This is a genomic window from Corynebacterium mustelae, assembly GCF_001020985.1.
In the GTDB taxonomy this organism is placed as follows: domain Bacteria; phylum Actinomycetota; class Actinomycetes; order Mycobacteriales; family Mycobacteriaceae; genus Corynebacterium; species Corynebacterium mustelae.
On sequence record NZ_CP011542.1, the window covers coordinates 2,600,185 to 2,621,333 of the forward strand.

At 53.4% G+C, this 21,149-nt stretch carries 20 protein-coding genes; 13 read left to right on the top strand and 7 right to left on the bottom strand.

Annotated features, from left to right (window positions below; all coding sequences use genetic code 11):
• Positions 1–26: 26 nt before the first annotated feature.
• Positions 27–353 carry a hypothetical protein gene (locus tag CMUST_RS11580; protein ID WP_047262650.1) on the bottom strand — a complete coding sequence of 109 codons (327 nt, stop codon included), beginning with the start codon at positions 351–353 and terminating at the stop codon, positions 27–29.
• A gap of 285 nt (positions 354–638) precedes the next feature.
• Here CMUST_RS11580 and CMUST_RS11585 point away from each other — a divergent pair, with 285 nt between their 5' ends.
• Positions 639–1,376 (top strand): YggS family pyridoxal phosphate-dependent enzyme, encoded by a 738-nt coding sequence (locus tag CMUST_RS11585; protein WP_047262651.1) that lies wholly within the window; start codon positions 639–641, stop codon positions 1,374–1,376.
• Between the two features lie 73 nt (positions 1,377–1,449).
• Here CMUST_RS11585 and CMUST_RS11590 read toward each other — a convergent pair whose 3' ends face one another.
• The gene (locus CMUST_RS11590; protein ID WP_047262652.1) at positions 1,450–2,373 is read right to left on the bottom strand and encodes an ADP-ribosylglycohydrolase family protein; all 924 of its coding nucleotides are present in this window, start codon (positions 2,371–2,373) and stop codon (positions 1,450–1,452) included.
• A 293-nt stretch (positions 2,374–2,666) separates the two neighbouring features.
• On the opposite strand from CMUST_RS11590, the gene CMUST_RS11595 reads away from it, so the two are divergent.
• From CMUST_RS11595 to CMUST_RS11605, 3 genes are all read left to right on the top strand, one after another.
• Positions 2,667–3,599, top strand: a complete 933-nt coding sequence (locus tag CMUST_RS11595; protein ID WP_047262653.1) for an AEC family transporter — start codon at positions 2,667–2,669, stop codon at positions 3,597–3,599.
• A gap of 95 nt (positions 3,600–3,694) precedes the next feature.
• Positions 3,695–4,864 carry an alpha/beta hydrolase gene (locus CMUST_RS11600; protein WP_052844711.1) on the top strand — a complete coding sequence of 390 codons (1,170 nt, stop codon included), beginning with the start codon at positions 3,695–3,697 and terminating at the stop codon, positions 4,862–4,864.
• Between the two features lie 139 nt (positions 4,865–5,003).
• Positions 5,004–6,101 carry an alpha/beta hydrolase gene (locus tag CMUST_RS11605; RefSeq protein WP_047262654.1) on the top strand — a complete coding sequence of 366 codons (1,098 nt, stop codon included), beginning with the start codon at positions 5,004–5,006 and terminating at the stop codon, positions 6,099–6,101.
• On the opposite strand, the gene CMUST_RS11610 is transcribed toward CMUST_RS11605, so the two are convergent.
• Together CMUST_RS11610 and CMUST_RS11615 are read right to left on the bottom strand one after the other, a co-directional pair.
• Positions 6,083–7,171, bottom strand: a complete 1,089-nt coding sequence (locus CMUST_RS11610; protein WP_047262655.1) for a sialidase family protein — start codon at positions 7,169–7,171, stop codon at positions 6,083–6,085. The two genes, CMUST_RS11605 and CMUST_RS11610, sit on opposite strands and share 19 nt — an antisense overlap.
• Position 7,172: 1 nt before the next feature.
• The gene (locus CMUST_RS11615) at positions 7,173–7,502 is read right to left on the bottom strand and encodes an antibiotic biosynthesis monooxygenase family protein (protein ID WP_047262656.1); all 330 of its coding nucleotides are present in this window, start codon (positions 7,500–7,502) and stop codon (positions 7,173–7,175) included.
• Between the two features lie 141 nt (positions 7,503–7,643).
• Between CMUST_RS11615 and CMUST_RS11620 the strand changes: the two genes are divergently transcribed.
• Complete coding sequence (locus tag CMUST_RS11620) at positions 7,644–8,870, top strand: alpha/beta hydrolase (RefSeq protein ID WP_052844849.1); 1,227 nt, start codon at positions 7,644–7,646, stop codon at positions 8,868–8,870.
• A gap of 90 nt (positions 8,871–8,960) precedes the next feature.
• On the opposite strand, the gene CMUST_RS11625 is transcribed toward CMUST_RS11620, so the two are convergent.
• The gene (locus tag CMUST_RS11625; RefSeq protein WP_201779201.1) at positions 8,961–10,331 is read right to left on the bottom strand and encodes a DUF5692 family protein; all 1,371 of its coding nucleotides are present in this window, start codon (positions 10,329–10,331) and stop codon (positions 8,961–8,963) included.
• A 280-nt stretch (positions 10,332–10,611) separates the two neighbouring features.
• Here CMUST_RS11625 and CMUST_RS11630 point away from each other — a divergent pair, with 280 nt between their 5' ends.
• On the top strand, positions 10,612–11,649 hold the full coding sequence (locus tag CMUST_RS11630) for a hypothetical protein (RefSeq protein WP_047262658.1): 1,038 nt from the start codon (positions 10,612–10,614) through the stop codon (positions 11,647–11,649).
• A gap of 84 nt (positions 11,650–11,733) precedes the next feature.
• Here CMUST_RS11630 and CMUST_RS11635 read toward each other — a convergent pair whose 3' ends face one another.
• Complete coding sequence (locus tag CMUST_RS11635; protein ID WP_047262659.1) at positions 11,734–12,420, bottom strand: class II aldolase/adducin family protein; 687 nt, start codon at positions 12,418–12,420, stop codon at positions 11,734–11,736.
• A gap of 257 nt (positions 12,421–12,677) precedes the next feature.
• Entirely contained in the window at positions 12,678–13,394 is a 717-nt protein-coding gene (locus CMUST_RS11640) for a GntR family transcriptional regulator (protein ID WP_047262660.1), read from the bottom strand.
• A gap of 164 nt (positions 13,395–13,558) precedes the next feature.
• Between CMUST_RS11640 and mtnA the strand changes: the two genes are divergently transcribed.
• The 7 genes from mtnA to CMUST_RS16970 all read left to right on the top strand — a co-directional run bounded on the left by mtnA (position 13,559) and on the right by CMUST_RS16970 (position 21,136).
• Positions 13,559–14,599 carry an S-methyl-5-thioribose-1-phosphate isomerase gene (gene mtnA / locus CMUST_RS11645; RefSeq protein ID WP_144414205.1) on the top strand — a complete coding sequence of 347 codons (1,041 nt, stop codon included), beginning with the start codon at positions 13,559–13,561 and terminating at the stop codon, positions 14,597–14,599.
• Between the two features lie 29 nt (positions 14,600–14,628).
• Positions 14,629–15,726 carry a substrate-binding domain-containing protein gene (locus CMUST_RS11650; protein ID WP_047262662.1) on the top strand — a complete coding sequence of 366 codons (1,098 nt, stop codon included), beginning with the start codon at positions 14,629–14,631 and terminating at the stop codon, positions 15,724–15,726.
• A 92-nt stretch (positions 15,727–15,818) separates the two neighbouring features.
• Entirely contained in the window at positions 15,819–17,399 is a 1,581-nt protein-coding gene (locus tag CMUST_RS11655; RefSeq protein ID WP_047262663.1) for a sugar ABC transporter ATP-binding protein, read from the top strand.
• Positions 17,400–18,428: an ABC transporter permease gene (locus CMUST_RS11660; RefSeq protein ID WP_047262664.1), complete on the top strand. Its 1,029-nt coding sequence runs from the start codon at positions 17,400–17,402 to the stop codon at positions 18,426–18,428. It begins immediately after the preceding gene.
• A gap of 45 nt (positions 18,429–18,473) precedes the next feature.
• Positions 18,474–19,706 carry an S-methyl-5-thioribose kinase gene (gene mtnK / locus CMUST_RS11665; protein ID WP_047262665.1) on the top strand — a complete coding sequence of 411 codons (1,233 nt, stop codon included), beginning with the start codon at positions 18,474–18,476 and terminating at the stop codon, positions 19,704–19,706.
• Positions 19,707–19,899: 193 nt separating this feature from the next.
• Positions 19,900–20,976, top strand: coding sequence for an NADH:flavin oxidoreductase/NADH oxidase family protein (locus CMUST_RS11670; protein ID WP_201779202.1), 1,077 nt, complete (start codon positions 19,900–19,902; stop codon positions 20,974–20,976).
• A gap of 13 nt (positions 20,977–20,989) precedes the next feature.
• Positions 20,990–21,136, top strand: a complete 147-nt coding sequence (locus tag CMUST_RS16970; RefSeq protein WP_201779203.1) for a hypothetical protein — start codon at positions 20,990–20,992, stop codon at positions 21,134–21,136.
• Positions 21,137–21,149 lie beyond the last annotated feature (13 nt).

Sequence of the window (21,149 nt, forward strand, 5' to 3'; positions counted from 1 at the left end):
GGGATTTCAACACCGTACTGGTGTGATTAAGGCAATGAGCTTAGCTGCGAGCTGTTGTGCTCACTACTGTTAAGGGTGCTGATAACTGCAGTGCGCGCCAGCCACCGCATGGCCAATTGGACCTGCCCCAACCATTTTCCAATCGGGCCGAAATTCCCCAACCACTCCGCAGACATGATTGCAGTTTCCATCACTTTGTCGTAAGCGGTGGTGATGCCGTCAACGACGGAGCTGCCAGCGGTATGGGTGACCACAACTGGTTGCGGTTGTTCGGCCTGTGCGGGTGGGGTGAGCGTCGTAAAGCTCAATGCAGCAGCGGTGACGAGCCCGCAGGCAAACCGCGACATCTTCATAGTGACTCCTTATAACGAACAAATATTTTAAGACTCGGGCTAACAGAATGGGCGGTACTACAAATTCGCGCCACCTGCCGCGACACAACCAACGGTTCAAAAATCTGTTACTTAGATCTGGTTGGCAAAACCCGTCAACGCGAGCATGTCACGGCGCACGTGGCGTATCGGTCATAGCCATTCTAACGATTCGGTTACAAAATACCTATTGGAATCTACTATTACCCTGTTACAAATCCCATATATATCGCATGGTGTTAACGGCACCGACTACACTGTGCAGCTATGTCAATGCCGAGCACAGTTGCAGAATTTCGAGCAAATTTCTCCGCCGTATCCAGCACAGTCGCCGAAGCTGCCAGCGCCGCCGAGAGAAACCCAGAAGAGATTAGGATCATCGCTGTTTCCAAAACTTTCCCGGTCACACAAGCCTTACTGGCAGCCGAAGCCGGAATAAAAACACTCGGCGAAAACCGGCCGCAGGAGTTGACGGAAAAAGCCGCCGAATTTAACCAGCGTGGCATCACCGATGTCACCTGGTGTGCCATTGGTCACCTTCAACGCAATAAAGCGAAAGATATTGCCCAATGGGCGGATGAGTTCCATGCCTTGGACTCGGTGCGGCTAGCGCAGGCTCTTGACAGTCGGCTTGCAACTCTTGGCCGCACCCTTGATGTGTTTATTCAGGTCAATACCTCCGGCGAGGAGCAAAAAGGGGGCCTTGCCCCAACCGATGTAGAAAAATTTTTGACCGACATTGTGCCTCTTAATCATCTGAAGGTTCGGGGATTAATGACAATGGCGCGTTTTAGTAGTGAAGAAACTGTTGTGCGCCCCAGCTTTGCGGCACTGCGTAACTTACGCGACACGCTTTCACCTAACCTGCCCGAAGGTATGTCGTTAGCGGAGTTATCGATGGGGATGAGTGGCGATTTTCACTGGGCGATCGCGGAAGGTGCCACCAGCGTCCGCATCGGAACCGCCATCTTTGGGCATCGCCCTCATTCGCCGTACCAGAATTAAGCCTTACAGGTAGGGGAAGCTTTCGCGAGTGGCGAACCGGCATTTCTAGCACCCTTTGCTGTTAGCATACCTTCTACATGGCACCGGGTGTGCTGGGTAATGCGAGCAGCTGTGCGCTTAATTCCGTTATGTCAGCTACCCAGTATTCGCGGGGTCGGGGCCGAAGGCTTCCCGGACCTGGTTGGCAATTATCCACCACGGTTTTCCAACGATCTGGTATGCCGCTTGCCCCGCACACTGAGCCGTAAAGCGCACCACAGATTGCCGCATTGGTGTCAGTATCGCCACCACATGCGATTGTCCGCACCAGTGCTTCTTCAAAATTCGCAGCAGTGGCCAGCTGGTATAGAGCGTTTCGAAATGCGATTATCACCCAGCCCATATGGGTCTGATAATCCTGTGGCCTCACAATATCACCGGGGTTGAACATCGCTAATACTTCGGTTTTGTCCACCCCCTCCCCCACTGCGCGGGCGATAGCTGCGGCGAATTGTTCATTAATGGAAATACACCATGGATGTACATGAGTTAATTGTGCATCGCGGGCGGCGGCGTTTCTGGCCGCTTCTTCGTCACCGGCAAAGGCTACTCCTATGGGGCTTACCCGCATGAGTGCGCCATTGGCTTGGCTATCCGGATTGAAAACTCCACGTAGTAATGCATCAGCACAGGTATTCCCAATATCGAAGGGGTCTGACTGTGCCCAACGGCGATAACTTTCTGCCACATCGGCGACGTTGAATCCACCGCATCGCACCATACTGCGGGCTAAAGCTAGAGCCATTTCACTGTCGTCAGTTGCCTGTCCTGCGCTTAAGTTAAAGCACCCGCCATCGGTTAGTTCCCGCACCCCACCCGGATAGTCTGTTGCTATTTGTGCCGCCGTTTGAAATTCCACTAAGGAACCAAGACTGTCACCAATAATCTGTCCGTATAAAACTCCCTGTGCCCGGTCGAGTTGCGGTAAATCAACGGGGTGGTTGTTTGGCTGCCCCATTGTGGTTCTCCTCTTTTGAAGTTACTGCCGTTATGCAACAGATAGTTGCTTGTTTTGACTTTAGGTGCGATTACCAGCACACGGTAGCCGTAGTTGGGGCTTAGTGTCGGTGTGGGGGCAGGGCTTTTGTCATGTGCCATCTTGCACTTTTTATCAAACCGGCGCAGGCTAGGTGATCGAAGTGTGGTTTTATTTTTCTGCGCTGTTTTTTCTGTGTCTGTAATTTTGATGTTTGTAACCGTGGCTATAAAACTGGCGCAGCCGGTGTTAGCGCGGAGATTGGTGGATACCTGATGGTTGGTGTGTTAGAAGGCTTTGTCATTATTTTCACCATCATTTTCATTGGGTTTCTTCTTGCTAAGTTTCGGGTGATTTCTTCCGATGAACAGCGTTTGGTGCTTAATCGGGTAGCGTTTTTCGCAGCGACTCCGGCGTTGCTTTTCACTGTTGTGTCTAATTCCACACCGGAGGAGCTCTTTAGCTTAGTTATTTTGGGTTCCTCATTGGCTGCCTTGGCCACTGCTACGGTCTTTGTGCTGTTGTCCCGACTATTTTTCCGCATGGATCGGGGTAGCACGGTGATGGGCGCGGCGTCGACTGGCTATGTTAATTCCAATAACATTGGTTTGTCGGTAGGAATGTACGTCCTTGATAATCCGGCCTATGTAGCACCGTTATTAGTGGTGCAGATTGTGTTGTTTACCCCGTTGGTTCTGGCGCTGATAAGTGAGCCGAGTGGAGCTAAGAGTCGGCCGCGTCAGATTGCCAGTGCCATTTCTGCTGGGGTGTTTAGTCCGATCGTGGTGGGGGCGGCGTTGGGATTGGCGGTGACGGTCACGAATTTTTCCACACCGTTGCTGGTAGCTGAACCGATGCGAATTTTGGGTGGGGCAAGTATCCCGATGATTTTGCTCAGCTTCGGCGCTTCCCTGTATAAGGCAACACCGTTGGCTGATATAACGCAGCGGAGTGCTACGGTGACGGCAACGTTGTTAAAGGTTGTGGTTATGCCGTTGTTTTCAGCGGGTATCGGCTGGTTATTGGGGTTGCAGGGTGATTTGTTGTATGCGGTGGTTATTCTGGCGGCGTTGCCAACAGCCCAAAACGTCTACAACTATGCGGCGACCTATCAGCGGGGGATGACGATTACCCGCGACACTATTTTGTTGTCCACGTTCTTAGCGCTTCCAGCCATGTTGGTGATAGCTGCGGTGTTTGGTCGTTAGAGTTTCGCTGTAGCTAGGCAAGGTGGTTACGTATCAGTCAGGTTGAGCGATACATTCTAGGAATTAAAATTAACGGGTCCGATTGTGAGGTTGTTGTGAAGAAGGTTTCGTCTCGTTACGCTCGTCGATTGCGGTTACTATGTGTTCCGTTTCTTGCTATGTCGCTTTTCGACGCCACCACCGTGGCCGCCCAACCAGCGGTCGTGTCCGGCTCGACGGATGTAGGGCATTCGATCACTGCTGATCCCCGCACCGCTGAGCTGTTTGAGCACGTGGTTACCCAGCGGCAAAATTCCCCGTTCAAAGATCTGCCACTGCCGCCAATCTTTGAAAAGGAGGCGTGGTACCCCACCGCAGCGCCTCAGGATTTTTCCGCCCCACGGTTGGTGGGTATATCCGACGATAATGGCCTTCGGTTGCAACGTTGGTTTATCGAATCTCCCGCTATGCGACGCGTAGTTGAGGTACAGATCATGCAGCCAGTCGACGCCGAGAAACCAGCACCAATGCTATATCTTCTCGATGGTGCAACTGCCTCCACCAGAAGCGGCTGGGTACGTAGCGGTAAAATCGACGAAATCATGGCTAATGAACAAATCACTGTGGTCATGCCGACCCAAGCTTCGGGCAGCATGTATATGGATTGGGAGAAACCCGACCCGGTTATCGGCCACCCGAAATGGGAGACGTTTCTCACCACAGAATTGCCCACCATATTGGAAAACCCAACACACGGTTTACGGTTTGACGGCAAAAGAATCATCGCTGGTTTATCAATGGGGGCCAGTGGCGCAATTCGGTTAGCCAATGCGCACCCAGATTTATTCCACGGCGCTATCGGGCTTTCGGGATGTTATTCCTATACTTCACCGATGAGTATCTGGAAAACAAAGGCCGTTGTGGAATCTGTCCGTGCCAACCCGGCTAACCTGTGGGCTGATGGTTACACCGAGCAGGCGCGTCGAATGGATGTGGTGCACAACCCCACCGGTTTACGCACGATGCCGGTGTATTTGTTCACGGGCAACGGTGTAATTGGGCAACAAGAAAAACATCTGTATAACGGCCATGTCACCACGGATATGATTGGCGGGGTTGGGTTGGAATTTGCCACAGATAAGTGCACCCATGAGCTCGATCAGTCGATGCGAAACCATGGCATTACTCACCAGAAATTTGTCTATGAGCAAGGAATCCACGACTGGCCGTATTACACCACTCAGTTGCCGCGCGGGCTGGCACATATTCGATCCGCGTGGGAATAGGCGCGGCTATACGTCGACTAAAAGTTTCTGAGAGAACCTGGTCAAGCTGCTGGGTTACCCTATGCTCTCCCCCATTATCGGCCAATGAGGTCGCTTTGGGTTTCAGTAATCTTCCCCTCACCTTTAGAATTGATCGGCGATGAACGATAAACCTGGTGCCACTCGACGCTACTGCAACATAGTTGCAGCTTTTACTAACGCCCCTATTAGCGGTGCGATTATTAAGGCGGGTATCGCTACAGTTCAGAAATTCCCTAGCATTTGGCGACGCATTCCCCCGATCTACTTAGAGGAACGCGCTCAGCCAGCTTCCGGCTCCATGCGTTTTAATACACCGCGTCTTATCGACAGGATGCCGGATGAGGATCCTCGGGTTCAACGGTGGTTCGTGGAATCCCCAGCTATGCAACGCATTGTGGAAGTTCAAGTTATGCTTCCAACCCGCCTCGGCGAACCTGCCCCCATGTTGTACCTCCTTGACGGGGTTTCCGCACCACGCCGTTCGGGGTGGCTGCGGGAAGGCAGAATACTGGAAATAATGGGTGACCAACAGGTCACAGTTGTTATGCCTACTGAAGCATCCGGTTCTCTTTACGAGGATTGGCTTTACGACGACCCGATCTTAGGTCGGTGCCGCTGGGAAACTTTCCTCACTCAGGAACTCCCCCAAATATTGGAACATCCAGATCAGTGTTTGGCGTTTAATGGCAAACGGATCATCGGTGGATTGTCCATGGGGGCTACTGGCGCAGTACGAATTGCAGCAAAAAACCCCGAGTTCTTCCACGGTGTCATTGGGCTATCCGGCTGCTATTCCACCACCTCAACTATGGGCCGTGGCATGACGCTGGCCATGATCCGGTCGGTGGGCGGTGAACCAGACAACATTTGGGGTGCGGGACGCACCCCACGCAGCATCGCCGCCGATGTCACCCGCAATCCGGAAGGCTTGCGTAATATGCCAGTGTATTTATTTACCGCGAATGGGCATATCACCAATCACGATATTGGGCTTCATTTAGGGCGCCCACGTCACGAGCTGCCCGGCGCGGTTCTGCTAGAGCACGCAGCGTATGCCTCGACCAAGGAATTGGAGGCTGCGATGCGCCGGGCGGGAATGACCCACCAAGTGGTTCGTTACCAACTTGGTGGGGTGCATGACTGGGCCTATTACGGACCAGAATTGCTTAAAGGTTGGGAAACGGTCTATATCCGTCATCATTCCCGGGTGCGGTAGGTAGCCATTCTTAGGCTGCCGGACTGTTCATAAACCACGATCAGGTTGCCTTCAACATAAAGCGCGTCACTGTAGCCGAAGGCCTGATCGGTGATGGTGGCCACGGTGCGCCAGGTATCGTCGTCAAGCACAGCGATATGCCCGCCGATACGATCCGGACCAGCGTAACTCAACGCAATGGTTCCAGGTAGCTCCACTAAAGCGGCATTACACGCGGCGGCCGGTAGGCTGTTATCCCACGCGAGATCCTGCCAGCTTCGACCGAAATCGGTACTTTCGGCTTGCCACCGCCCCAGTTTTCCACTGGCATAGGCGCTGGTTGACCTCGCGGAAAGAAGCAGCCTAGTGCCGATTGTCGCCAGTGCCGTTTCGTCCATATCTATTCCGATAGGCTGTCCGGATTCCCACGTCTGACCAGCATCAGTGCTGATAGCTGCAACGAAGCTGGTGGTGCCGTTTAGGTTGCGGGCAATCATGGGAAAAACCCAATCGCCATTCGCTGCGATAACTCCATGTCCGCTGGTAACAAACGCTCCGGAAAACTCCCGCGCCACATCACCGGTAATTGTGCTTATAGACCAGCTTTTACCCGCATCATCAGAGCATGCGACGTCAATGTGTAACACGTTGCGGGCATCGTTTCCTGCCGGGTTATCACACCAGCGCCCAGAGCCGAAGAATCCAACGTCAGCGCTACGCGCGTGGGCAATGACTACCCGATTACCCGACGTTATTATCGCAGGATCGGAAAACCCACTCCGAGGGTCGATGCTTCCCTGCCGCAGAACAGTCGGTTCCGCCCAGCTGATCCCGCCTGCGATCGTGGCATCAAGACGCCCACGTAGCAAAAGGAGGGAATTTGGGTTGGGCAAATCCGCTGCCATGGCACCGCCTATGGCCGCCCAGTCATCATCGACTGGAGCCAACCGCGCGTCACATGCAACCAGGATCTCACTGGTTCCCACCTGCGCGATGGCGGGTACCCGCACTTCTATCGCGCCAGGAACCAAGTGTTGTATTGCTGCGGGACTGAGCAATGGTTCATCGGTGAGCTTAGTAAAGGTCACCATTTTAGTTACGGGAGTCAATAACTACTTCAAAGGACATGAGTGTTGCACCAGTAGCTGCTGGTTTGCGCTCGGCATCGTGGGCTCCGTGCCCACCATGTGCCCCATGCCCACCAGCTTGTGCCTCGGCTGCGCGCCACGCTTCATAGCTTTCCTCGTCGTCCCATTCGGTCACCACAAAGTACCGATCTTCACCTTCGACTGGCCGCAACAGTTTGAAGCCGCGGAATCCTGGCTGGTTATCCACTGCATGCTTACGTGCGGCGAAGCGCTTTTCTAGTTCATCTCGGTTTTCTGCTGGCACTTCAAGTGCGTTGATTTTTACAATGCTCATGCCTTTAGATCCTAGCCACGTTTTAGTAACCTGCACTAGCTGAACCGCATGGATTGAAGATTTCAAAAACCCCGCGGCGTGGGCGATATAATTGCCACAAAATCTTGTATTGAAACTTTTTAAGGGCTTCAAGTGTTTAACGTGTTTTCTTCAATTCACCGGTATCGTCCGACGACACGCCGCTTAGCTACAGTGGTGGCGGCGGTTATGGTTTCGGCCTCAGCAACGACAACCTTGTTTGCGCCTGCGGCTTTATCCCAATCGGTTTCCGGTTCCTCAGCACTTGACGAGGCTGGTTACAATCTTTCATCCGATGCGTTGGCTTCATGGTCTTATAATCCGCAGCTGGGCCAGCAGCTTAATTCCATTTTTCAGCAGTTTCATGCCACATCACCGTGGGGACAGCTGCCTATCCCCAATATTTACGGCTCCCCCACCCCATATCCGGCCAATTCGTTGCGCGATTACGACCAACCGCGTCTAATCGATCGCCGCCCAGATGACCGGTTCCCCTTTGTGGAACGACTATTTATCGAATCACCAGCAATGAAGCGAGTGGTTCAAGTACAGGTGCTCTACCCACGTGATCGTTCAACTCCCGCCCCAATGCTTTATCTGCTGGATGGGGTAACTGCACCTCAGCAATCTGGGTGGTTACGTGAAGGTGACGTCCAAGGCGCGATGGCACACGAACACGTCACCGTTGTCATGCCTACTGAAGCCACCGGCTCCAATTACACCAATTGGAATACTGACGACCCGTACCTGGGCCGTAGTCAGTGGGAAACGTTCTTGGTGGAGGAGCTTCCTTCGGTTTTGGAGGCACCACAATCAGGTTTCGCATTCAACGGCACCCGCTACATTGGTGGGTTGTCGATGGGTGGTTCTGCCGCGATTCGGATTGCTAATCTTTATCCCCAACGGTACTCAGGCACTTTTAGTGTCTCAGGTTGTTATTCCACCATTAACACCTCGGGCCGCGAGTTTTTCAATTTCATTACCCGCTCGGTCGGAGGTACCCCGGATCTGATATGGGGTGCGGGGATAACTAAAGAGCGTCGCCGCAATGATGTAGTATCCAATCCAACCGGGTTAAAGAACATGCCAGTATATGTGTTTACAGCTGACGGTAATGTCACTGAGGCAGATAAAGCACACTACCGACCGCATGGTGCCCACGAATTGGCAGGGGGAATCATTTTGGAAAAGGTAGTTCATCAATGTACCCGTGAATTTGATGATGCGATGCGGGCCCACGGCATGACGCACCATAAGGTGGACTACCAACGCGGTGGTATTCATGATTGGCCGTACTATAAGGCACAACTACCCATCGCATGGAAACATATCAGTTCCAAACCGCAGTAGCTTAAAGATACCCCTAGGGCGTCGACAAGCTGTATCGCCATTGCTTGTCGACGCCACCCTGGTTTCATTTAGCCACCTGTACCCAAAGACCTAGGCGTTGAGTTGTGGGATATGAGCAATACCCTTCACATCCCAGCTAGGGTCGGATTCAATTCCCTTGTCCACCAACGCCGGGTCAGCTGCAAGCGGTGTGCGCAACTTCGGGTACCGATGATCCTTGTGCCACCACGGCATGGTGCCCACCCAACCGTCGAGCGGCGGCGTTGTTGTCTCTGGCTGGTAACCCAATTCCGTCGGAGTTTGTCTAATCATGTCGGTGACAAAATACTTATCCGCATCGTCAGCATGTTCCCGCATGATGGTCTTGAATTCACCCAATTCAAAATACAACGCATTGGTCAATGGGTTTCGCTTGGTACGGACAATCTTGTATAACCAGTAGCCAAATAGCGCCACGTTAGATACCAACGCTGCCCATGCACATACTTGGTTTGCTACCGGATTCATGGTGGAGAAATTTGTCATGGCAGACGGCGGCACCAAGAATTCCGGTAAAAGATTATTAGCGGCGATCCAGAACATCAGTGTAAAGCACCTAAACCAAATCCACTGCCCCTTAGCCCACGTAAAGGCAGGTATCGTGCAGGCCAGTAACAATGCCAGGGTGCAATACCAGGTGTAATCGGACAATGCGTTATATAAAAACGCGTGGTTCCATAGGTCATAAGCAATAACCCACGGCCATACCATATCCACCCAGATCAACCCACGTACTTTCTGGTTGGCGTTGGATGTAATAAAAATCTTGCCCAAGCCAGTGATCGTAATGATATTGAGCACCCCAGCCACAGCAGTGATGAGGTTCCAATAACCGCCAATGGTTCGGAAGCCTGTCTCCGGGTCAATTCCGACCCCGGCTGCGGCGAAATTGGCTGCCACAGCGGCATACCACCCATCAGTGCCGACAGCTTCCGAAACACCACGGGTTTCCGGCAGACCATTGATCATGTCGATACCAACATGGGCGTCGTTGATAGCTTTTAAGCACTGCGGGTCAGCCGCGCAGCGCAGGTATTCTTCAGCATGGAAATATATGGTGACGTCTCGGATATTGGCTTCCATGATGTTCATGGCTAACCCGACCCAGAGTGCTACTCCGAACCAAACTGCATATCGATGAGCTTTCAGCGGATTGCGCTTTCCGTACCACAATAGGTAGCCGGTCATCGTGGCGGTAGCCACCATGATGACGTATTTACCAAACGGGAACCACCCCACCATGGGGGTACCATGCAAGGCAGCATACGGCATCAGCGCGATTCCGCCGATAGTCCACATAGCAAAAACCGTCCAATTCCAGCGGCGGTTAATTTCCGCCACTATCACCTGGGCCAGAAATACTATGATCCACAGGAGATAAACAGTGGGAGTTCCTATTTCCCACAAAAATAACGAAGACACAATCGTCTCCTTCATCTATGAATTTATATCGTGAAGACTACTTCTATGCTAGCACCGTGCTATCTGCAAAAATACCGAATGAAACATAGTAGAATAAGTAACTAAATGGCGGTATTGACCCGATAATATTCTTTTTGTTTACCTAATTAGATACACAAATACATCCGTAATTTTTCGCTACTTTCTCAAAAATTTCATCGAAATAAAATTCGTTTTTCCGGTGAAAATTTCGCTCTTTTTACATATCCATATCGACCACCTACCCAAGGAGGTTTTCACCATGCGTTCCCACCGGGGACTACGCGGCATGGCAACGTTAGCCACCGCGATCAGCGCGGCTCTAGCAGGCGGCATGTACCTTTTTAGCCAAAAGTACAATCAGGCCACCCCGGAAGAAAAGGCATGGCGTTATCCTGCCGATGATTTGATCGACGCCAATTACACCAACGCCTACTCCTCCACCTACGCCATCACCATTGACGCTCCCGCTTACGCCGTGTGGCGGATCTTCAAACAGATCGGCGCGGATAAATCCGGTTCATTTTCCTCCGAATGGTTGGAACGTGTCTTTGCCCGGTTGCCGTTTTTCAACAGCTACGAAATCCAAGAGGAATTCCAGCAACCCGACAGCCTCATGCCAGGTGACATAGCTGCCTTTGATTTTCACGGAATGTCCATGGAGTGGGCAGACGTGGTTCCCGGAAAATACCTGGTGCAGTGGGTTGACACCAAACACCCGCCCGCAGCGCCAGGCTCGTTTGCATTCCGCTACCCCAGCATGAGGCATTTCGCCGCAGCGTGGTGCTTCTACGTGGTGCCACTTTCTGGTGAACGCACTCGCCTGATCAATCACTGGCGCATTGGTTATGAGCCTGATGCACCGCTACCGAAGATCATCAACTGGGTCAATATCGAGCTCATTGGTGGCGTGATGACACAACTGCAGAACATCTATGTCAAACGCACGGCTGAATTTAAGAAAAAGCAGCAACACACTGGCAAATTCATGCGGGGTATGCTCGGCGGCCGATTCTTTAATTCCGAAACTCCAGCTGGCCGGTGGGATGGCACCCCACTATTTGAGGACACCTACACCCAGTGGTTCCGCTACGGGCGACGCAACCCGGCGGTAACAGAAATCCGGGAACCGGTAACTGATAACCCCAACTGGCCACCTACCGGACCGGGAACTCCGTGGGAAACAGAAGTCGACACCGATTACTTCACTGACTGGCAGGAGCCAGAGTTCTCCTGGGACGAGCAAATCCGACAGAAGCAAGAACGCAGCTATCTCAAAGGATGGGGGAAGAAGAAATAGTTTTTAGCAGGTCAGACTAGGCGGTGTCCTCGTAACGCTGCCATTGCGTTACGACGACACCTAAGTCCCACAAATACCTGATCGCTACAGCGAAAATACCTCTTTAATCTGCGCCAAGCGTTCCGGCGCGATGCTGCGATCAGCACCGATCAGCTTGCAATAAAACCCGAGTTTGCTCACGTGCTCTAAGCGTTCCATCTGATAGTACGCGTCCATGACTGAGCCGCCCCAACTGAGCGCGCCATGGTGTTCAAGCAGGCATACTGAGCTTTGCGGCACAATCGCGGAAATGGAATCAGGCACCTCTTGGGTGGATGGAACTGCAAATGGGGCTACCGGAATAGTGGGCATGAGCACTACAGTTTCAGCTACCAAGTCGGTTGGCGGTGCCGCACCGTTAACAGCAAATACCGTGGCGAAGGTGGGGTGGGCATGGACGACGCCGTGCACTTCCGGCGCCAACTCGTAGACCCGCAAATGCATTTTCACCTCAGACGATGGGTGGTTTTCCCCCGCGATTACTGCCCCGGATGGGTCGAGCAGCACGAGATCGGCGAGCGTCATTCCGCGTTTCGAGATTCCGGTCGGCGTGCACAGTATCCAGCCGTTAGAAAGCCGGGCAGAGATGTTGCCATCGTTGGCAGCCACCATCTCCCGCTGCCATACAAGGTCACCGGCAGCGATGATCTCTAGCGCACACTGCTTAGCTTCTTCGGCGACTTCCGGACTTAGGTCTGTAAGGATAGCTGGTAGTGGAAGGTTTTGTGTCATGTTGCCCGTTCCTTAGGAAAGTATCGATAGGTAGACCGAGTACCGGGGTGGTTGCCTATCCTGCACAACAGCTTCGCGTTGCGCAATTCCATTTGAAAATCTGGTATTGGTACGTTCCGCATGGACGATTTTCTGCCGAAACAGGTAACAACTTTGTCCCGTTACTCACCAGCATAACCCAAACTTGTATGACAAGTAAGTTAAATTAGAAACAACTTACCCAAACATAGCAAGCACGTAGTGAATGTATTAAGACATCATGAAACCGAGCGATGTACTGTAAAGGTATAGCGCCCTTCAATGAAATACGTCTGGCTATAGAGCAAAAGTTCACCGCGTGCGTCGTAATGCAATTGCTTCAGCAATACATAAAGATCATGCGCTGACTCTTCTTTACCCCAACCAACATGGCGAGAACTTACCGCATGCACCTCCGCAACAGACGAGTGCGGAAATAGGCCAAGATCATTTCGGAATTGCTCAAATAGCGACCCACCAACGATACTGGGGTCAAAATCCTTAGGAACAAGTGCGGCCGGAATGAGGTCGTAGGAATACGCAAGGGTAACCCCATCGCCGCTGATGATTCGCCTAATCTCCAATACCTCTTCACCGGCTGGCAGATTCATATATTCAGCTTCAGCAGGCACGACTGGACGCCGCATCACCATAGAATATTCCATGCCCGGTACCCGACCAGAACGTCTAATCGACTCAGTGATCGAATCCAATTCCTCCAAACCCGCCTGAACGTCGGGTCGCTCTTGGACGAAAGTGCCCGCTCCCTGCTTGGACTTCACCAATCCGATGGCTTCTAGCTGCTTGAGTGCGGCACGTACCGTCGAACGGGACACACCATAGTTTTCGCACAATTCATTTTCGCTGGGCAGTTTCTCACCGCCTGCTATCTCGTTGCGCATAATCGCAGCCTGAATATCTCCCGCAACCTTCCGAGACAGACTTTGCTGCGCCATTATTGCTCCTTTTACCCTGTTGCCGATTGGACGGCATTAACGTTGTGAAAATTTTAACCCACACAGGGGCATACAACTTTGCCGAAGCTATTGACACCCTGCGCATTTCAGACTTACCATCAACATAACTTGTAATACAATTTCCAATAGGGGGGATACAAGTCGTGTTCAAAGCCATTGAATGGGTTGAGTCCCCGCAAGAAGCCATCCGGCTACTTGATCAAACCGCACTCCCATCCGTCGAAAAGTATATCGACATTATCGAAACTGCTTCCCTAGTCGACGCGATTCAACGTCTTGTTGTCCGAGGCGCACCTGCACTTGGCGCTTCCGGTGCCTACGGTGTAGCCCTTGCCATGTCCGAAGCCGCGCGCAACAACTGGACTAAAGACCAATTGCAAGAAGCAATCCAATCCGTGCGTGATGCCCGCCCCACCGCTGTCAATCTCGCCTGGGGAGTAGACCAAGTACGTGATCTCGTACCCGATGGCATCGAAGCTGTTCTCACCGCCGCGCACCTCATCGCGGAGGCAGATGTGGCGAATAACAAGAAACTCTCGGAGCTCGGTGCTGATTGGATTTTAAAAAAGACCGGAAAAGACAAGGTCCGGGTGATTACCCACTGCAACACCGGCGGACTTGCCACCGTCGGCTGGGGTACTGCGCTTGGCATCATCCGCGAACTACATGATCGTGGGGCGCTAGAAATCGTCTATGCGGACGAAACCCGGCCTCTGCTACAAGGAGCCCGCCTGACCAGCTGGGAGCTGAAACAACTGGGCATCGACCATTTCGTCGAAGCCGATGGTGCGGCTTCCTCCACGATTCTCCGGGGGCTTGTCGACGTCGCAATCATTGGGGCCGACCGCATCACCGCTAATGGCGACACCGCAAACAAAGTCGGCTCGGTTGCACTCGCACTCGCCTGTCAACGCGCCGGTATCCCCTTCGTTGTCGCCGCCCCCGCCTCCACCGTCGATCTTGATACCGCCACCGGTGACGGTATCCACATCGAACTGCGCACGGACAGCGAGGTCCACGAATTCCAAGGAATGCGCGCCACTCCCGAAGGTGTCAAGGGATTTAATCCCGCCTTTGATGTCACGCCGTTCGATTTGATCTCCGCCATCGCCACCGAAAACGGCGTGGCAGAACCAGCCACCGCCAATGATCCCCGTGTGATGGAAACAGTCGTCACACGTTAATCCCCCTTCCCCCAATGTGAGGAACCATAATGAAAACATCCAAAATCTTAGGCGCCGTCGCCAGCGTCATGCTGCTTGCCGCGTGTACCCAAGAAACCACCTCTGATGCGCCTGCAACGAAAGCCGCAAACGAACCTTCCGCCTCGGTTGCCGAAGCAAGCGCCGATATTCCTGATTCCGTAAAAGGTGCTGCGATCGCCATCGTCCAAAACACCGGCCAAGGTGACTATTTCCAGCAATACCTCAATGGTACCCGGCAACAGGCCGCAGCACTTGGCATGGAACTAAGCGTCTATGATGCTCAAGGCGACAATTCCACGCAGGCTTCCCAACTAGATCAAGCCATTGCGTCTGGTGCCAAAGGAATTATTGTGCGGCACGGCTTTGCAGACACACTGTGCCCTGGCGTGAACAAGGCCATCGATCAAGGTATAACCGTGGTTGCGTACGACGTGGAAATCCAAGGCTGTGCGCCACGGGCCGTCCAAACCCAGCAGTCCGATGAACTCATGGCATCGTTGGTGCTTGACCTGATGAAAGAAGAAGTGCCATCCGGCAGTGAGGTTGGTTACGTCAACGTTGCTGGCATCGCACCGCTGGATCGTCGTGACGCGGTATGGCGTAAATATGTGGAAGAAAACAACTGGTCAGAGAAGTTCAAGACCGGCAAATACACTGCCTCCACCGCTACCGACTCCGCACCAATGGTGGACAACGCGCTTAAGGCAAACCCAGGGGTTACCGGCATCTATGCGCCTTACGACGAGCTGACCAAGGCAACGCTGACCGCATTGGCACAGAATCCGGGGCTTACCGACAAGGTCTTTGTCTACGGTGCTGATATCTCCACGGCGGATATCGCGCTCATGGTTGAAGATGGCAGCCCGTGGCGAGCCACCGGCGCTACCGACCCGAACGCCATCGGCGCCGCAGTGGTTCGTACCCTTGCCTTGCAATTGGCCGGGGAATTGACGGAAACCAAGGTGGAATTCCCGCCGATCCTCATCACCCAGGATTACCTGCGGGAGAACAAGATCACCAACATGGATCAGTTGCGCGAAAAGAACGACAAGTTGAATATCTCCGACGTTTCCAGCGCCGACTGGATTCCGGCAGTGACGTTCTAACTACCGCATGTCACGCACTGCAATAAGCGAGAAGTTTTAAATGTTCTATCGCAGTTCACCGCCACCCGGCTTTCTATTAAGCGAGGCCACGCATGTCTAACCACACCGACCAAGCGGTTTTGTCACTGGAAAACCTGGAAAAGTCCTTCGGCAAAAACCAAGTTCTCAAAGGTGTTTCCTTCACACTGCACCCCGGCAAAGTCACAGCGTTATTGGGGGCAAACGGGGCAGGAAAATCTACCCTCATCAAGGTGCTTGCCGGTTTGTACCCGCCTTCTGGCGGCACCGTCTATGTGGGCACCGACCCGGTGACGATCACCAGTCCGCGCGACGCTGATGCGCACGGCATTCAGGTTGTGCACCAGCGAGTGTCCGATTCCATCGTGCCGGGATTAACGGTGGCGGAGAATCTGTGTTTCGAGGAAATTGCCGCTAACGTTATCCACCCATTAACCAGCCCGGGCAAAATCATGGATCGGGCCCGAGAGATCATAGCCACCTTGGAATTGGAGTGGGATGATTCCTTCCTGCGCACAGACGTCGCGGACTTAGGCATCGCCGATGGGCAGCTACTCCTGCTGGCTCGGGCGTTGATTCACCAGCCAAAGGTCCTTATTTTGGACGAGCCCACCTCTACCCTTTCGCATAGCGAAGTGGAGCGACTGTTTGAAAAAATTCTGTGGCTGAAGAAAAACGGTGTGGCTATCTTGTACGTCTCGCACCGCATGGGCGAGATTGCCCGCCTAGCAGATGATCTAGTGGTGTTGCGCGACGGCCGGATTGTATTCGCCGACACCCGCCCCTTTGAATTAGGCCGCGCCATCGATGCGATGTTGGGCACCCAACCGACCGCAGCTGGTGCGGTCGGTGGCGTTGCGGCCGCCGGGGATGCAGCAGCAACTTCCTCCGATTCGGAGCACATCGTCGTCGAGGAGCAGCGCGGCACCGAGGTGACGATCGAGCTTTTCGACGTCCAAGTGCTCCCGCGCAGCGCACCGTTTGATTTGGAAATCCGCAGCGGTGAAGTAACCGGCGTCCTGGGTCTGATCGGCTCCGGAAAAACCGAGCTTGCCATGGGAATTTACGGGGTGCGCCCCTATATCGCAGGTTCCATCAAACTCCACGGCCAGCCGTTTACACCCCGCCACCCCCACGATTGTGTGGCGCGTGGAATCTACCTGGTTCCGGAGGACCGGGTGGAACAAGCAATGCTTCCGGATTGGAGCATCGCCGACACAGTGAACCTGCCGTTTTTGCATCGGGTCAGCACGAACGGAGTATTAAGTGCCCAAAGGCAAGCCCTCGTTGGTGAAAAAGTCATCGATAACCTGGGCGTAATCTGCACCGACGTTCACCAAAGTGTTGATTCGCTATCCGGAGGTAATCAACAGAAAGTAGTCGTGGGCCGGTGGTTGGTTAATGACCCGCAAATCTTCATTCTTGACGAACCATTCCGTGGCGTTGATATTGGTGCCCGCCGTGAAATATCCCGCCAGTTGCGCGAACTGGCGGCGGCTGGCGCAACAGTGCTGGTCTTGTCCTCCGATGTCGACGAAATCCGGGAGGTCTCAGACCGGGTATTGGTGTTGGTCGATGGTTCAGTCCGGTTGGATTCCTATAACAGCGAACTTGCATTTGACACAATCGTTGCAACTATGTCGGAGGTAGCATAAATGAATACCGAAAAGGCACACCCAGCCCGCTCTCTTGACTTGAAAGAAGTACTGGTCAAATGGGGCTTCATCGTGATTACGATCGTGCTATTTATATATTTCTCGGCCACCTTGCCCGCTTTTAGAACCACCGATTCCATGTTCGCGTTGTTGAAATTCGCATCGGTGACCGCGATCCTTGGGCTCGGGATCACGATCTCCATGGTTGTTGGTGGGCTTGATATGTCTATTGGTTCCACCGCCGGGTTATCAGTCCAGCTGGCCGCCATGACCATGGTGTTTTACAACTACACCGGTGGGGTGGCCATACTGGTAGTTCTGATCGGTGGCTTGATCGTGGGACTGTTAAATGCTCTTTTGATCGTGGTTCTTAAGGTTCCCGACATGTTGGCAACCTTGGGCATGATGTTTGTTATTCAAGGGGCAAAACTTATCCCGGTTGCTGGGCAATCGGTCTCTGCCGGAATGGTCATGAGCGATGGTTCTCAAGCACCCGGAAAATTCACCGAATCGTTCCTCATGATTGACCGGGGTGCTATTGGGCCAATCCCGATCCCTGTCATCATCATGATTCTGTTAACGGTCGTTACCTGGTTCTTCCTGGCTAAAACTAAATGGGGTCGGATCATGTACGCGGTGGGTTCTAATCCCGAGGCCGCCCGGATCGCTGGTGTGAAAGTAGGTCAATACCGGGCCATGGCGTATATCCTCTCCGCGATGTTCGCTTCCATTGGTGGCTTGATCCTTGCTTCCCGCATCGGCCAGGGCGATGTTAATGCTGGTGCATCCTCCCTTTTGGAAGCCGTCGCAGTTGCGTTAGTCGGCACCTCGGTCTTGGCCATGAATAAGCCGAATGCATGGGGCACTCTGCTTGGTGCGGTACTGATCGGCATCGTGCTGACCGGACTTACTATGAACGGTTTCCAGTACTACTACCAGGACACCGCCAAGGGGCTGGTGCTGATTCTCGGTCTGATCTTTGCTTACACCCTTTCTAAGAAAGCTGTCCGGTTTAAACCGGCGGTGTGACACTCGCTTTTTTAAGTTACGTCGATTTCATCAGGAGGTTTTGACGTGGTTTCCACTTACGGCTATGAGGCGATGAGCCTTGAAGAACTCGGTTCTTATATTGCTTCTCGCCCACAACTTGCAGGTCTTATCGATACCGATAATCTCACAGTCACCGAAGAAATCGGCGACGGTAACCTCAATTTCGTCTACCGGGCAGGCGATAACCAGGGGCGGTCTTTGATAGTTAAGCAAGCGCTCCCGTTTGTCCGCATGACCGGTGAGGGCTGGCCTATGACTCCAGAACGTGCCCGCTTTGAAGCTAGTTCGCTGAAGATTCACGGCAATCTGGTTCCCGATCTGGTGGTGCGGGTTCTGGATGAAAACATGGATCGCTATATTTTCGTGATGGAGGATTTGGCTGACCATACGGTATTGCGGAAATCCCTCAACGCCGACGAATCCATCGCTGGCGTTGCTGCGAAAATTGGTGCTTATGTCGGCGCGCTCGCGGTGGATACCTCCCCGCTCGGCGTAAACCGGGAGGTTTTCGGCACCTATCAGGCAGATTTCGTCAATTCGGAGTTATCTACCATCACCGACGATTTGGTTTTCACCGAGCCTATCCACGACATCGGCCGCAATTCCACCTTGGATGCCAATAAGGCCGACGCGGCGGATTTCGCAGCTGACCCGGTAATGAAGCGGCTTAATGCTAAGGCTAAGTGGGATTTCCTCACCCGCAAGGAGGCGCTGATTCACGGTGATTTGCACACCGGTTCCGTGATGGTGCGTGCCGATGCTGATGCTGAGCCAAGCGTAAAGGTGTTCGATTCGGAATTCGCCTGCTTGGGCCCGGTCGGTTTCGATCTCGGCGCGATCATGGCCAATTACGTTATTGCCGCCGCCCGCGCTGTGGCGTTGGAGCAGCCAGACCGGGCACAGTGGCTGGTGGAGCAATGCCAGGAGGTGCTTGATGGTTTCGACGCGGAGGTTAAGCGTCGAATAGCTGCGCAGGATCCAGATCCGTTGTGGGATACGGAGTTTATTACCCGCCATCTGCATCAGCGGCATATCGATGCCTGGATGTTTAGTGCCTGCAAGATGTCGCGGCGCGTGGTAGGTGCTGCAAAAACCGCCGACTTAACCACCCTCGACCCGGCGGTGCGCGAGGGAGCAGACCGGGGAGTTTTGCTGTGCGCCCGCCAAATCGCTCAGTGGACCGTTGGTGAGGAAACCGGCGACGATCTGTCTACCCGCCCGGCGCGGCTGTTGGAGATTTTAGCCAGCCAGCACTAAAACTTCGCGGTAGTAATCCCCATGTTCCCAGTGAAGATGGGGATTGTCGCTTTTCGACGCCGCCCGTGCTAGTTGTTCATCGTCGTGGTCGTGCGGTGAAGGGTTGTTGGAGAGCTTGCGTATAAGAAACCGGGGTGGTTACGCTGACCCATGTAACCAAATGTCGAAACATTTAGACGAATGGAGTTTTAGTATGACGCCCCGCCACATCGCCGAACCGATCACCCTGCCATCTGGTGCCGTTGTAAAAAACCGTTTCTTCAAATCGGCCATGCACGAAGCTTTGGGTACTACCGCAGGTGCCCCCGATCCGAAAATAGCGCAACTGTATCGCACCTGGGCTGAAGGCGGCGCAGGGGTGTTAGTGACCGGCAATATGATGGTGGATCGCAATCATCCGGGCGAGCCGGGGAATGTTTTTATTGAAGACGAACGTGACCTCGCGGTTTTAAAGGAATGGGCGGCAGCGGGCACTGTGAATGGCACACATTTGTGGATGCAGATTAATCACCCTGGCAAGCAAAGCCCCAAAAGCGTTAACACCGCACCAGTCGCACCCAGCGCGATACCTATGTCGAGTGATGCCGATGCATTCTTCGCCACGCCCCGAGCACTGACAATCACGGAAATCCATCAGGTACAACAAAAATTCGTTACCACCGCGGTTATTGCCCTGAAAGCGGGTTTTACCGGAGTGCAGATTCACGCCGCCCACGGCTATCTGGTCAGCCAGTTTTTGTCCCCGGAACACAACCAGCGCACGGACGAATATGGCGGCAGCCTGGAAAACCGCCAGCGTTTTCTGGTTGAGATTTACCAATCCATGCGGGAAGCGCTGGGGGCCGATTTCCCCATCAGTGTGAAAATGAACTCGACCGACGGAACGAAAGATGGGTTCTCCACTGAAGATTCGCTGGCCACGGCCAAAAGGTTGTCTGAGCTTGGGGTTGATGTCATCGAGATTTCCGGCGGCACTTACACCTCGCCGATCATGATGGAAACTGGGCAGTATAGCGGCGGCCGCAGCAAGGCCACCTTCAGCGACTATGCAGTTAAGCTACGCTCCGTAGTCTCCACTCCGGTTGCTGTGACAGGTGGATTCCGAGATGCCGCCGGGATGGAGCAGGCGCTTGCTGACGGCGTTACCGATTTCATAGGGATTGCCCGGCCGTTGGCGCTGTATCCAGACCTGCCGAATCAGATTCTTAGCGGCAATACGCAAACATACCTCCTCCCTCGCTTAAGCACCGGTATCAAAAAAAATCGATGACAGGCTTGGCAGTTTGCTGGGCATTGTTGGATACGAATTGCAGATGCACAAGATAGCGGAAGGCAAAAAGCCGCAGATCACGCGGTTTACCGCAAAACAGGCGCTGCTGCATGCACTGTGGCATCATGGCAAAGCCGCATTGGCTACTCGCCGGGCCTAAAAAGGAAAGTTTT